Annotated in this window: 13 protein-coding genes; 8 read left to right on the forward strand and 5 right to left on the reverse strand. The window is 69.7% G+C overall.

All coding sequences use genetic code 11. The annotated features are described in order from the left end of the window. The first annotated feature begins 236 nt into the window (after positions 1–236). Positions 237–440 carry a hypothetical protein gene (locus BLT19_RS03135; protein ID WP_091486160.1) on the forward strand — a complete coding sequence of 68 codons (204 nt, stop codon included), beginning with the start codon at positions 237–239 and terminating at the stop codon, positions 438–440. Positions 441–642: 202 nt separating this feature from the next. Here the strand turns inward: BLT19_RS03135 and BLT19_RS03140 are convergent, their stop codons facing one another. Further along, entirely contained in the window at positions 643–1215 is a 573-nt protein-coding gene (locus BLT19_RS03140) for a YdeI/OmpD-associated family protein (RefSeq protein ID WP_091486164.1), read from the reverse strand. 16 nt (positions 1216–1231) lie between these two features. After that, entirely contained in the window at positions 1232–2041 is an 810-nt protein-coding gene (locus BLT19_RS03145) for an HAD-IIA family hydrolase (RefSeq protein WP_091486167.1), read from the reverse strand. Between the two features lie 252 nt (positions 2042–2293). Between BLT19_RS03145 and BLT19_RS03150 the strand changes: the two genes are divergently transcribed. The 3 genes from BLT19_RS03150 to BLT19_RS03160 are packed head-to-tail and all read left to right on the forward strand — an operon-like array spanning position 2294 to position 4356. After that, positions 2294–2554 carry a DMT family transporter gene (locus BLT19_RS03150; protein ID WP_091486171.1) on the forward strand — a complete coding sequence of 87 codons (261 nt, stop codon included), beginning with the start codon at positions 2294–2296 and terminating at the stop codon, positions 2552–2554. Positions 2555–2593: 39 nt separating this feature from the next. Further along, the gene (locus BLT19_RS03155) at positions 2594–3544 is read left to right on the forward strand and encodes an SDR family NAD(P)-dependent oxidoreductase (protein WP_091486175.1); all 951 of its coding nucleotides are present in this window, start codon (positions 2594–2596) and stop codon (positions 3542–3544) included. A 2-nt stretch (positions 3545–3546) separates the two neighbouring features. Continuing rightward, positions 3547–4356, forward strand: coding sequence for a hypothetical protein (locus tag BLT19_RS03160; protein ID WP_091486178.1), 810 nt, complete (start codon positions 3547–3549; stop codon positions 4354–4356). Positions 4357–4370: 14 nt separating this feature from the next. Here BLT19_RS03160 and BLT19_RS03165 read toward each other — a convergent pair whose 3' ends face one another. Together BLT19_RS03165 and BLT19_RS03170 are read right to left on the reverse strand one after the other, a co-directional pair. Continuing rightward, a complete protein-coding gene (locus tag BLT19_RS03165) occupies positions 4371–5006 on the reverse strand; it encodes a metal-dependent transcriptional regulator (protein WP_091486183.1) in 636 nt (211 codons plus the stop codon). A 159-nt stretch (positions 5007–5165) separates the two neighbouring features. Continuing rightward, complete coding sequence (locus BLT19_RS03170) at positions 5166–6578, reverse strand: Nramp family divalent metal transporter (protein ID WP_091486187.1); 1413 nt, start codon at positions 6576–6578, stop codon at positions 5166–5168. 182 nt (positions 6579–6760) lie between these two features. On the opposite strand from BLT19_RS03170, the gene BLT19_RS03175 reads away from it, so the two are divergent. Next, positions 6761–7408, forward strand: a complete 648-nt coding sequence (locus tag BLT19_RS03175; protein ID WP_091486191.1) for a TrmH family RNA methyltransferase — start codon at positions 6761–6763, stop codon at positions 7406–7408. Between the two features lie 137 nt (positions 7409–7545). On the opposite strand, the gene BLT19_RS03180 is transcribed toward BLT19_RS03175, so the two are convergent. After that, a complete protein-coding gene (locus BLT19_RS03180) occupies positions 7546–8871 on the reverse strand; it encodes an MATE family efflux transporter (protein WP_091486195.1) in 1326 nt (441 codons plus the stop codon). Positions 8872–8955: 84 nt separating this feature from the next. On the opposite strand from BLT19_RS03180, the gene BLT19_RS03185 reads away from it, so the two are divergent. From BLT19_RS03185 to BLT19_RS03195, 3 genes are all read left to right on the forward strand, one after another. Further along, a complete protein-coding gene (locus BLT19_RS03185) occupies positions 8956–10920 on the forward strand; it encodes a M13 family metallopeptidase (protein WP_091486200.1) in 1965 nt (654 codons plus the stop codon). Positions 10921–11068: 148 nt separating this feature from the next. Next, complete coding sequence (locus BLT19_RS03190) at positions 11069–11920, forward strand: serine hydrolase (protein ID WP_231917768.1); 852 nt, start codon at positions 11069–11071, stop codon at positions 11918–11920. Then, positions 11917–13215 carry an aspartate aminotransferase family protein gene (locus BLT19_RS03195; protein ID WP_091486208.1) on the forward strand — a complete coding sequence of 433 codons (1299 nt, stop codon included), beginning with the start codon at positions 11917–11919 and terminating at the stop codon, positions 13213–13215. Before BLT19_RS03190 ends, BLT19_RS03195 begins: the two co-directional genes overlap by 4 nt. Positions 13216–13238 lie beyond the last annotated feature (23 nt).

Consider the following 13238-nt stretch of genomic DNA (forward strand, 5'->3'; position numbering starts at 1 on the left):
CGATGCTACGACGCGCGTGTTACCGACATGAAACGGCCAGATGCCGGGCGATTTATCGGCGGCTGGGACTTTCCAGCACGAGGGCGGTCACAGTCCGCTCAAGAACAGGGATGTGAGAAGTGCGGTCGGGCTGGCGGTGATCGGCTCCGACATGAGCGCGTGACCGCGCTGTTGCGCATGGCGGCGCAGCTCGCAATCCCCTTCCCGAGACCGTTCACGCGCCCGAGGCTGGAAGCATGAGTCATCCAGACGACATCAAACAACCCTTGGACCACCTGCCACCGCTGGACGAGCGTGACAAGGCGGTGGAAATCGAGGAGCCGCGCTACCCGAACACGGGCGGGCCTGGCGATCCCTCCGCCGTCAGCCCGGCGACGGCCGCCGAACCCGTCAAGCCCGGTCGCCACGGTCTCGACAAGCCGCCGACCAGCGGCGCCTGAGACCCCCTTCCGTGGTGCATCAGGGTGTACCAGGCCAGAATCCCCCCGATGCTGCCGTCGGCGTCGGGCAGACGGTCGGCGGCTGCGTCCCGCAGTCAGTCGTCTCCCCCGCGATTGCGGAAGTACTGCCAGACGAAGGCGATCAGCGTCCCGACGAGGATGATCGCGGTCGTGCCGAAGAGCAGGGTCTGCTCGAGACTGCTCATGGTCGCTTCCCCTCCGCGGCGTCCGCCACGATCTTGGCGATGCGCGACGCCCGCGTCTCGGGGCGTCGCGCCGAATCGACCGCAGCGATCCCCATCTTTCGCGCGGACGGCGGGAACGCGTTCCACGCCGCCCGCGCCGTGGGCGCAGCATCCAGAGCCGCGGCGAAGTCGTCGGGCTCGATCATCGCCTCGGCGTTGTCGAGCACGGTCCACGAGCCGTTCGCTTTCGCGACCTCGATTGCGCGGCGACCTGCCTCGGCCAGCAGGCCCGCCTCCTCGAGTTCGATGAGCCGCGCCTTGTTGGTCGCCGCCCACCCGCTCGACGGGCGCCGGGGCGAGAACCACAGGCCGGCGGTCTCATCGTCGAAGGTGCGCACCGGGCCGTCGATCCATCCGAAGCACAGGGCCTGACGGATCGCCTCCTCGTAGGCGACGTGACGGTCGGTGAAGCCCGCACGACCCCGCAGCAGCCACGCACCCCTCACCCGCTCGTGGTTGGCCTCGAGCCAGGCGCGCCAGGTCGCGGCATCCGGAGCGAACACGCGCTCGCCCTCGTCGAGCACGCCCATCAGACTCGCGCACCCATCAGAGGATGTCCGCTTCTTCGGCCTCCAGCGGCTCTTCCGACACGAGGTCGGCAACCGACTCGAGTACCTCATCAGGTCGGAACGGGTAGCGCTCGATCTCCGCGTCGTCGCTGATGCCGGTGAGCACCAGGACGGTGTGCAGGCCGGCCTCGATGCCGGCGACGATGTCGGTGTCCATCCGGTCGCCGATCATGCCGGTCGTCTCGGAGTGCGCGCCGATGCGGTTCAGCGCCGAGCGGAACATCATCGGGTTCGGCTTGCCGACGACGTACGGCTCCTTGCCGATCGCCTTCGTGATCAGGGCGCTGATCGCGCCGGTCGCCGGCAGCACTCCGTCCACGGACGGACCGGTCGCGTCGGGATTGGTCGCGATGAAGCGCGCCCCCGCGGCGATGAACCGGATCGCCTTCGTGATCGCCTCGAACGAGTAATTGCGGGTCTCGCCGACCACGACGTAGTCGGGGTTCGTCTCGGTCATGATGAAGCCGGCCTCGTGCAGGGCCGTGGTGAGACCCGCTTCGCCGATCACGAAGGCAGATCCGCCGGGTGCCTGGCTGCGCAGGAAGTCCGCGGTCGCCAGCGCGGAGGTCCAGATGGATGCCTCGGGGACGTCGAGTCCCGATGCGCGCAGCCGCGCGCTCAGGTCGCGAGGCGTGAAGATGGAGTTGTTCGTGAGCACCAGGAACGGCGTGCCCAGATCGCGCCACTGCTGCAGCAGTTCCGCCGCGCCGGGTACCGGCGTGTTCTCGTGGACCAGGACGCCGTCCATGTCGGTCAGCCAGCATTCGATATCGGCTCGGGTCCGCATGCGCTCAGCCTAACGGCCGGGTCGGGATGACTGTCATCACCGCCGAGATACCGTCGAGCCACACCCCTGGGGGATTCCGCGTGAAGAAATCGCTTCTGCTGCTCGGTGCCATCGGCGCCGAGGTGACGGCATCCCTCTCCCTCAAGGGAGCCCTCGACCAACCTCTGTGGTACGTGGTGGTGGTGCTCGGATACGTGGCGTCGTTCGTCCTGTTCGCCTTCACCCTGCGGGCCGGGCTGCGCGACGCTCTCGCTGCGGGCGAGTGTGACCGGATCGTGGAAGTGGTACATCCCGGTCACCGCCGGATACCTCCTCGCCTTCACCTTCCTGTCGGCGGCCCTCGCTTCCGGCATGCCCCTCGGCATCGCCTATGGGATCTGGGCGGCGGCGGGCGTGGCGATCACCGCCGTGCCGAGCCGCATCCTGTTCGAGGAGCCGCTCACACTCATCATGAGCATCGGGATCGTCCTGGTGATGGGCGGCGTCCTGCTCGTCGAGATCGGTGCCCGGTGATGTACGCGGCACCTCGATGGAGCGCTTAGGGTCGGAGACGTGGCCCGACAGGCATGGAATCCCGAGCAGCTTCCCGACCTGACCGGGCGAAGCTACCTCGTGACCGGCTCCAATGCCGGTCTCGGCTTCTTCTCGAGCGAGCAGCTCGTCCGCGCGGGCGCGTCGGTGTACATGACCGGGCGCAGCCCGAACCGCCTGATGGATGCGCGGGCGGCACTTCGCCGGCGGAATCCGGATGCCGGTGAGCGTGCACACACGCTCCTGCTCGACACCAGCAATCTGGGCTCGGTGCGCGCAGCCGCGGCCACCGTCGCCGGCCGCGGCCGCCTCGACGGACTTCTGCTGAACGCCGGCATCGTGCATCCGCCGAAGGAGCGCGAGACCACGCGGGACGGGCACGAGCTGGTGTTCGCGACCAACGTCCTCGGTCACTTCGCGCTCGCCGGCGAGCTGCTGACCTCGCTGGCCGCCGCATCGGGGCGGATGGTGTGGCTCGGCAGCATGTCGACCTCGATGTGGAAGTACGACCCGGTCGACCCGCAGCTCGTCGAGGGCTACACCGGGTGGCGCGCGTACGTGCAGTCGAAGGTCGCCACCACGGCGCTGGGCCTGGAGGCAGACCGGCGCCTGCGCGCGGCGGGCGTCGACGTGCGCAGCGAGGTGGCGCACCCCGGCTATGCGACGAGCGGTCGCACGGCGGGCATCGTGGGCGTGAACTCGCCGAGCCGCCTCTCGCGCTTCGCCGACAACCTGCAGGCGCCGATCACGCAATCCAAGGAGCACGGCGCGTGGCCGCTCGTGCGAGCGCTCGTGGATCCGGACGCCGAAGGCGGGCAGTTCTGGGGTCCGAAGACGGTGGTGCGCGGCGAACCCCGACGGGGGAAGGCCTCCAAGATCACGCGCGACCCCGAGATCGCGGCCCGCCTGTGGCGCGTCTGCGAAGAGGCGACCGGGGTCAGCTGGCCGCTCGAGAAGGCCGCCGCGGTGTGAGGATGCGGCATCCGCTCCTGGTCGCCGCGGCGCTCACCGCATCTGCGCTTGCGCTCGCCGGCTGCGGCGTGCTGGGTAACCAGCCGTCGCCGGTCTCGACCTACGTCGGCGCGGACGGCGAGCAGGTGACCGTGGACTGGGCGGACTACCCGGGCGAGGCCGGCCAGGACTCCGAGGCGCTGCGCGCCGGACCCGATCAAGACGAGATCGTTCCACTCGCGACCGACCTGGTGAACCGCGTCCGCGTTGCGGTCGAACTCGAAGCCGACACGCGGCTGATCCCGACGCGAGACGAGTCGGAGTGGTTCGGCGAGGAGTCGTGGTTCTCCGCCTCCGGGAACGGCTACGGCGGCGAGACCATGCTCGTGACCGTGAACTGCTGTGAGCTGCAATCGGGGTCCGCGCCTTCGACCGATCGGTGGCGCGGTCTGGTCGATGCGGTCAGCGCCGTCACCGAGGAGTACGGTCTCGGCCCGGTCGTGCTCCAGCACGAGGCGCCCGAGCTGCTGGCCGACGACCGGTGGCGGGACGAGTACGCGCGCGACTACTGCAACGGGGCGGGCGGTCGTTGCTGGCTGTGGTCGGGAACCGCCTACGCGAACGGCCAGTGGCTGTCGTTCTCGATCCAGGACGCGCGGCTCGACACGACGGGCGCCGCCATGGAGGACGCCGAGGAGTTCGACTGGCCGGTGGCCTCGGTCTCGGTGTCGTTCGGGGCGACGACGATCGCGTCGGGTCGGCGCGACGACTTCGAGCGCACCTTGGCGCCGTTCGAGGGGCTGGACAAGCCGGACGCGACGACGTCGGACTGACGCGCCGCCTCGGGTCAGGCGGTCAGCCAGACCGCGTCGATCGCAGCGCCAGGCAGCGGGACGTCGATGCCGTCGATGCTCAGGGTCGAGGCATCCGCCACCAGCACATGCGCACCCACCCGCACTCCCGCCGCCTCGACTGCGCGCAGCACCTCGGCATCGCGGTCGCTGACCCGGAGCACTCTCCCGGCGTGGCCGGGTTCGGCCTCGGCGAGCAGCACGAACGGCTCACGGTGGACGTGGCCGGCGGCATCCGGAATCGCATCGCCGTGCGGGTCGAAAAGCGGCCGGCCGAGCCGGACGTCGATGCCCTCCAGCAGTCGGTCGCTCAGGGCGTGCTCGAGGACCTCGGCCTCGTCGTGCACCTCGTCCCACGAGTAGTCGAACTCGCTCACCAGCCACGTCTCGATGAGCCGGTGCCGTCGGATGATCGCCGCTGCGCGCTGCTCGCCGTCGGCGGTGAGGGCGATGGGGCCGTACGGCCGATGGGTCACCAGACCCTGGGCAGCGAGCTTCTGCACCATCTCGGTGACGCTCGAGGGGGCCAGGCCGAGCTCTGCGGCCAGCTGCGACGGCGTGATGCGATCGTCCTGCCACTCGGTGTGGTGGTAGATCGTCTTGAGGTAGTCGTCGACGGCGGGGGAGGCCACGGATCCAGGGTACCCGGGCAGGCTTCGGGCTTTCGGGTGCCGGCACTCGTCGCCAGGGTGGCAGTTCGTGTGGGGTGGGTGGGTTTGAGGCTGCGGGAGCTGCCACCTGTTGATGGGGGTGCAGGCCGCGGGTGGCAGTTCGTGTGGGGTGGGTGGGATTCAGGCCCCAGACAGCACCAGATAGAGGAGCACCGCGTTGAGCGCGATGAGGAAGACGGATGCCGCGATGCCGGCGACCGTCGTAGCGAGATGATTCCGGAAGCGGCCGAGCATCTCGCCGCGCGCCGTCAGGACAACCAGCGGGATCAGCGCGAACGGGATGCCGAAGGACAGCACGACCTGACTGAGGACGAGGGCGAGGGTCGGGTCGACGCCGAGTCCGAGGATCACCAGCGCCGGGATGAGCGTGACGAGCCGCCGTGCGATCAGCGGGATCTGCACATGCAGCAGGCCCTTCATGATCTCGGCGCCGGCGTACGCGCCGACGCTCGTCGAGGCCAGGCCGCTCGCGAGCAGGCCGACGGCGAAAAGGGTCGCCACAAGCGGGCCGATCCCGTCGCGGAGCGCGGCGTACGCGCCCTCGAGCGTGTCGGTTCCTGGGACGCCGGAGAGATTCGCCGCGGCCAGCAGCAGGATGCAGAGGTTGACGGTGCCGGCGATGAGCATCGCGATGCTGACGTCCCACTTCGTCGCGCGAAGCAGTCGGGGGGTGGAGATGCCGCGGCGACGCTCGAGGTCGTCGTTGGCCGCATGCCCGATCGGGCTGGCGGCGTGGCCGACCTCGTGTACACCGTCCCACTTGACCCAATCGGCCCCTTCTCGGTCGCCGGAAGGGGCCGATCGGGTCAAGTGGGGGGTATCAGGGGCCGGGACGATCTCGACCGGCGCGAAGCGGTCGCGGGCGAGCGAGCTGTGCGCGTAGATCGCGTGCGGCATGATCGTCGCGCCGAGGATGGATGCCGCGAGCAGCACGGATCCGGTCCCCTCGAAGCGCGGCACGAGGCCGCCGAGCGCGCCCGCCGGATCGGGAGGGCCGATGATCACCCCGAAGGTGAAGCCGATCGCGATGATCGCCAGCATGCCGATGACGACGAACTCGAAGGTGCGGGGTCCGCGGCGGGATTGCACCATCAGCAGCACGAGCGACACGGTGCCGGTGATCACGCCGCCCCACAGCAGCGGAATGCCGAACAGCAGGTTGAGGGCGACGGCGCCGCCGATGACCTCCGCGATGTCGGTCGCCATCGCGACCAGTTCGGCCTGCAGCCAGTAGGCGCGTCGTGCCCACCGATTGCGGATGCGGCGGCCCAGTGTCTCGGGCAGGCTGCGTCCGGTGACGATGCCGAGCTTCGCCGACAGGTACTGGATGAGCCAGGCCATCGCGTTGCCGAGCACGACGACCCAGACCAGGAGGTAGCCGAACTGGGCTCCTGCGGTCATGTTGCTCGCGACGTTGCCCGGGTCGAGATAGGCGACGCCGGCCACGAGCGCCGGACCGATCAGCCACGCGGCGCGGGTGGCGGGCGCGACGGCGCGACTCGGGGTTGCGATGTCGGCGTCCGTTTTCGGCATACCGAAACCTTACGACATTTTTCGGTGTGCCGAAATATCTGCCGCGCGCCACTTTTCGGCATCCGCGCCATCAATCTGTAGCGCGGATACCGCAAAGTGGCGCGGACGTCAGATCGCGGGCGCGCAGGGTGGCCAGATGGCGCGGCACGCTTCGAGCGCGGGCGCGCGGGTAGCCTGAGCCGGTGACCGCCGACACTCCTGAGCCGCCGCTCCCGGCGGAACCCCACCTCCCGGTCGGCGTCGGCCCGTGGCCGGGAGGACCGGATGCCTGGCCCGACGACCCCCGCTACGACCGCGAGCTGCTGGAGCACGGCGACACGCGCAACGTCGTCGACCGATACCGCTACTGGAGCATGGATGCGGTCGTCGCCGATCTCGATGAGCGGAGGCATCCGTTCCACGTGGCGATCGAGAACTGGCAGCACGACATGAACATCGGCTCGATCGTGCGCAGCGCCAACGCGTTCCTCGCCGCCGAGGTGCACATCGTCGGACGCCGTCGCTGGAATCGCCGCGGCGCCATGGTCACCGACCGGTACCAGCACGTTCGTCACCATGAGGACGTCGCGGCGTTCGCCGGATGGGCGGATGCCGCGGGCCTGCCGATCCTCGCGATCGACAACCTCCCCGGGGCGATGCCGGTCGACAGCGCCGACCTGCCCGAACGCTGCGTGCTGCTGTTCGGTCAGGAGGGTCCGGGGCTCTCCGAGGAGGCGCTGGCCGCGGCATCCGCCTCGATCGAGATCAGGCAGTTCGGCTCCACCCGCTCGATCAACGCCTCGGCCGCAGCCGCCGTCGTGATGTACGAGTGGTGCCGCCGCTGGGCCTGACCCCGCCGCCCACGCAGCGCCCGGCCGTTTACGGACGATTCGCGTCGTCTCGCCTCGGCGCATCACGGCGTGTCTCGTCCGTAAACGGATCGACGGCCGGGGGCCGGGGGGCCGGGGGCCGGCGGGGACCCCGGAGATCAGACGCCGGCCGTCATCCACGCGGCGCCGCGCACACGCCAGCCGAGGGTCGCCAGGCGCGCCAGCATGTAGACCCCGAAGAATGCGACCGCCAGCCACGCGAGCCCGGCCGCGCCACCGCCGCTGAGCCATGCGACCAGCAGGAGCGCCGGCACGAACGGCACGAGGTTCGCCAAGCCCGCGAGGGCGAGGTATCTCGCGTCCCCGGCACCGATCAGCACGCCGTCGAGCACGAAGACGATCCCGCAGAGGGGCTGCGCGACCGCCAGCACGATCAGCGCGGGCTGGATCAGGGCGGCCAGCTCCGCCGATCCGGTGAACACCAGCCCGATGACGCCGGACAGCGCGCCGATGACAGCGCCGACGATCACGCCGAACCACGTGCCCCAGGCGACGGTGCGTCCGAGGACGTGCCGCACCATCGGCACGTCGCCGGCGCCGAGCCCCTTCCCGATCAGCGCCTGCGCGGCGATCGCGAGCGCGTCCAGGGCGAACGCCGCCGTCGAGAAGATGGTGAACGCGACCTGCCAGCCGGCGAGCTCGGCGGTCCCCAGCGTCGTGGCGACCCCGACGGTGGCCAGCAGCGCGATCCGCAGCGACAGGGTGCGCAGGAACAGCCAGCCTCCGGCGCGCGCCGAGCCGCTGACACCTTCACGCTGCGGGCGGATGGATGCCTCGTGCCGCCGCGCGAGCCGCCCGACCACCACGACGTACGCGCCGACCATGCCCCACTGCGCCACGACCGTCCCGAACGCCGAGCCGGCGATGCCCCAGCCCAGGCCGTAGATGAACATCCAGTTCAGCAGCGCGTTCGCGCCGAAGCCGAGGCCGGCGATCCACAGCGGCGTCACCGTGTCCTGCATCCCTCGAAGCAGTCCGGTCGCCGCGAAGACGATCAGCATCGCCGGCAACCCCCACATCGAGATGCCGAGGTAGGTCTCGGCATCGCGCGCGACGTCGGGCGAGGCGCCGAACAGGCCGACCAGGAACGGCGTCAGCAGCGAGCCGGCGACTGCGAGGACCGCGCCCATCCCGAGCGCGAGCCAGATCCCGTCGATGCCGACCGATACCGCCTTGGTCGGATCGCCCGCGCCGAACCGCCGCGCGACCGCGGGCGTCGTGGCGTACGCCAGGAACACCATCAGCCCGACGATCGTCTGCAGCACGGCCGATGCGATGCCGAGTCCGGCGAGGGGCTCGACGCCGAGGTGCCCCACGAGGGCCGAGTCGACGATGAGGAACATCGGCTCCGCGATGAGAGCGCCCAGCGCCGGCACGGCGAGCCGCAGGATGTCGCGGTTCAGCTGTTTGGAGGAGCTCGCCATCCTCCGACCCTACGAGTCTGAACACAACGTGAGGACTTCCTCAGGTGATGCGTTCGCACATGTGCCCGCGCTTATCCTGTTCCAATGACCGAAGCCTCCCGATCCGGTCTCGCCCTCGATGAGCTGAGCGCTGAGATCCGCCCGCAGGATGACCTGTTCCGCCACGTCAATGGAGCGTGGCTCGATCGCACCGAGATCCCCGACGACAAGGCCCGCTGGGGCTCGTTCCACCTCATCGCCGAGCAGGCCGAGAAGGACGTCCACGCGATCATCGAGGAATCGCAGGACGCCGAGCCCGGCACTGAGACCCGCAAGATCGGCGACCTGTACTCCAGCTTCATGGACACCGAGCGCATCGCCGAGCTCGGCGCCGCACCGGTGGCCGACCAGCTGGCGCGCGTCGACGCCATCGAGAGCATCCCGGCCCTGCTGCGGACGCTCGGCGAACTCGAGCGAGACGGCATCGGCGGCCTGATCGGCCTGTACGTCGAGCCCGACCCCGGCAACCCCCAGCGCTACGTGCCGTTCCTCGTCCAGGGCGGGCTGTCGCTGCCGGATGAGAGCTACTACCGCCTCGACAACTTCGAGGAGACGCGCTTCGCCTACCGCGCGCACATCCAGACGCTGCTCGAGCTGGCGGGAGTGGCGGATGCCGCGGCATCCGCTGATCGGATCTTCGCGCTCGAGACCGAACTGGCCACGCACCATTGGGACAACGTGAAGAGCCGCGATGCGGTCGCGACCTACAACCTCAAGACGTGGGACGAGGTCGAGGCGCTCGCCGGGATCGACCTCACGCCGTGGCTCGAGGGCACCGCCCCGGGGCGTGAGGAGGCGTTCGCCGAGGCGAACGTGTACCAGCCGAGCTTCCTCGAGGGGATGGGGAGCCTGCTCGTCGAGGCTCGCCTGGACGATTGGAAGGCGTGGGTGCGCTGGCGCATCGTGCACGGCGCGGCCGCATTCCTGTCGGACCCGTTCGTCGAGGAGAACTTCGCCTTCTACGGCACGCAGATGACCGGCGTGCCGGTCAACCGGGAGCGCTGGAAGCGCGGCGTCGGCCTCACCGAGGCGGCGCTGGGCGAGGCCATCGGCCGCGTCTACGTGGAGCGGCACTTCCCGCCGAGCGCCAAGGAGGCGATGGACGAGCTGGTCGCGAACCTGCTCGCCGCCTACCGCGACAGCATCCGGACCCTGGAATGGATGACGCCCGAGACGCGCGAGCGGGCGCTCGCCAAACTCGACGCCTTCACACCCAAGATCGGCTACCCGGTGAAGTGGCGCGACTACTCGGCGCTCGAGATCGACGCGCTCGACCTGGTCGGCAACGTCCGTCGCGCGCACATCCATGAGCACGACCGCCAGCTCGGACGCATCGGCGGACCCGTCGACCGCGACGAGTGGTACATGACCCCGCAGACGGTCAATGCGTACTACAACCCGCTGATGAACGAGATCGTGTTCCCCGCGGCGATCCTGCAGTACCCGTTCTTCGACGCCGACCGTGACGCCGCAGCCAACTACGGCGGGATCGGCGCGGTCATCGGCCACGAGATCGGTCACGGCTTCGACGACCAGGGCAGTCGCTTCGACGGCGATGGGTCGCTGCGCGATTGGTGGACGGATGCTGATCGCACCGCCTTCGAGGAGCGCACGGCGATCCTCATCGAGCAGTTCAACGAGCTCACCCCGGTGGGCCTGCCGGAGGGCAACGCCGTCAACGGCGCGCTGACGATCGGCGAGAACATCGGCGACCTGGGAGGCCTCGGTATCTCGATCAAGGCGTACGAGCTCTCGCTCGACGGAGCGGATGCTCCCGAGGTCGACGGCTTCACCGGCATCCAGAGGCTCCTGCTGTCGTGGGCGCAGATCTGGCAGCAGAAGGGGCGCGAAGCCGAGACGATCCGTCTCCTCACGATCGACCCGCACTCGCCGAACGAGTTCCGCTGCAACCAGATCGTCCGTAACATCGATGCGTTCTACGACGCGTTCGATGTCACCGAGACCGATCAGCTCTGGCTCGACTCCGACAAGCGCGTCACGATCTGGTGATCCGAGCTCGACGCACCCGTCGAGCTCCCCGGCGCCCGCGTGGCGCACCCCTCGAGCAGTCAACGGAAGGAACCCGACGGTGGGCACTCCACCCGATCCCATCAGGGACACCGAGTCGCTTCGGGGGTCGCGACGCAGCAAGACAAGATTGCCGAGGCGGGCGGCAGTCGGCCGCAGATCATTCGCCTCGACGTTGAAGGCGCTCGACGAGCTCGCCTCGTCGGGAGCGAAGGTGTCGGTGCGCATCACCGACCTCGACCGTGGCACGTCGGTGCTGGCCGGCGACGACTTCGTGACCCTGCCGATCGCGGGCCTCGGGATCGTGCCGCTCCTCATCGACGTCGCGGCCGCCTTCGAGGCCGGCGCGCTCGATCCGCTCGAGATCGTCGAGCGCACTTCGGTGGAGCCTGTGACGGTGGCGGGTATCTGGCAGCACCTCAAGGCGCCGGCCCTGCCGCTGTCGGATCTGGCGGTGCTGACCGCGGCGACCGGCGACGCGCTCGCCGCGAACGTGCTGATCGAGAAGGTCGGGTTGCCCGCGGTCCGCGCCCGGATCGAGCAGATGGGACTGACCCGCCTCGCCCTGCTGGACCGCTTCCGCGACGAACGCGGACCCGACGACGCGCCGCACGTCGCGCTCGGCTCGGCGCGCGAGCTCGCCGAGGTCTTCGCCGAGCTGGTGAACACGAACGTCGTCTCGGCGGCTGTCAGCGCGCAGGTCGCGGAGTGGCTGAGCCTCAACCACGACCTCTCATTGGTCGCCTCGGCGACCGGGCTCGACCCGTTCGCGCACGAGAACGACGAGCACGGCCTGCTCTTCGTGAACAAGACGGGGAGGGATGCCGGCGTCCGCGTCGAAGCGGGAGTGCTCGCCGGCCCGCGGGCCGGCGTCTCGTACGCGCTGATCGTGTGCTTCGACGACCTGTCGATATCGCATCGGCTCCGGGCGCACGAGGCCTTCCGCACGCTCGGGACCGACCTCATGGAGTACGTGTTTTGAACGACGAGTCCTTCTGGTCCGACGCCGACCGGCACCTGATCCGCTACTCCGGCTCGTGGTCGCCGCGGATCATCGAGCGCGCCGCCGGCTCGTACATCTACGACAGCGAGGGCCGCGCCATCCTCGATTTCACATCGGGGCAGATGAGCGCGGTGCTGGGCCACTCGCACCCCGACATCGTGCGAGCCGTGAGCGAGTCGGTCGCCTCGCTGGATCACCTCTTCAGCGGCATGCTGTCGCGGCCCGTGGTGACCTTCGCACGTCGGCTGTCCGAGACCCTCCCGCCGAACCTCACCAAGACGATGGTGCTCACCACCGGCGCCGAGGCGAACGAGGCGGCGATCAAGATCGCGAAGCTGGCGACCGGGAAGTACGAGATCGTCTCGTTCGACCGCTCGTGGCACGGCATGACCTCCGGCGCGGCCGCCGCGACGTTCTCGGCGGGTCGGCGCGGCTACGGGCCCGTGGTGCCCGGCAACCTGACGCTCCCGACTCCGAACGCGTATCGCTCGCCGTTCCGCGCCGCCGACGGCTCCTACGACTGGGAAGCCGAGCTGTCGTACGGCTTCGCGTCCGTGGACGCGCAGTCCACCGGAGCGCTGGCTGCCTGCATCCTCGAACCGATCCTCTCATCCGGCGGCATCATCGAGCTTCCGCTCGGCTACCTCGCGCGCCTTCGCGAACTGTGCGACCAACGCGGCATGCTGCTGATCCTCGACGAGGCCCAGACGGGGCTGGGGCGCACCGGCACGATGTACGCGTTCGAGCGCGACGGCGTCTCGCCCGACATCCTGACCCTGTCGAAGACCCTCGGTGCCGGCCTGCCCGTCGCAGCTGTCGTGACGAGCGACGAGATCGAGGCGATCTCCGCGGAACGCGGGTTCCTCTTCTATACGACGCACGTGTCGGATCCCCTCGCAGCGGTCGTCGCGAACACCGTCCTGGACGTCCTCGAACGCGACGGACTCGTCGCCCGGGCGGCGTCGCTGGGCGACCAGCTCTCGGAGCGCCTCGCCGCGATGGCGGATCGGTTCGACGTCGTCGGCGACGTCCGCGGCCGGGGACTGCTGCAGGGCATCGAACTGGTGCTCGACAAGCAGACCAAAGCACCGGCAGATGCACTCGGTGCCGCCGTCACCGCCGCCTGCCTCGATCGCGGACTGCACATGAACATCGTGCAGCTGCTCGGTATGGGCGGCATCTTCCGGGTCGCTCCGCCGCTGACGATCAGCGAGTCCGAGCTGCACGAGGGAGTGGACATCCTCGAGGCATCCCTGGAGTCCGTGCTCGCGTAGGGCCGAGCGGTGGAGCGGCGTGC

The organism is Microbacterium pygmaeum (assembly GCF_900100885.1).
Taxonomy (GTDB): Bacteria; Actinomycetota; Actinomycetes; order Actinomycetales; family Microbacteriaceae; genus Microbacterium; species Microbacterium pygmaeum.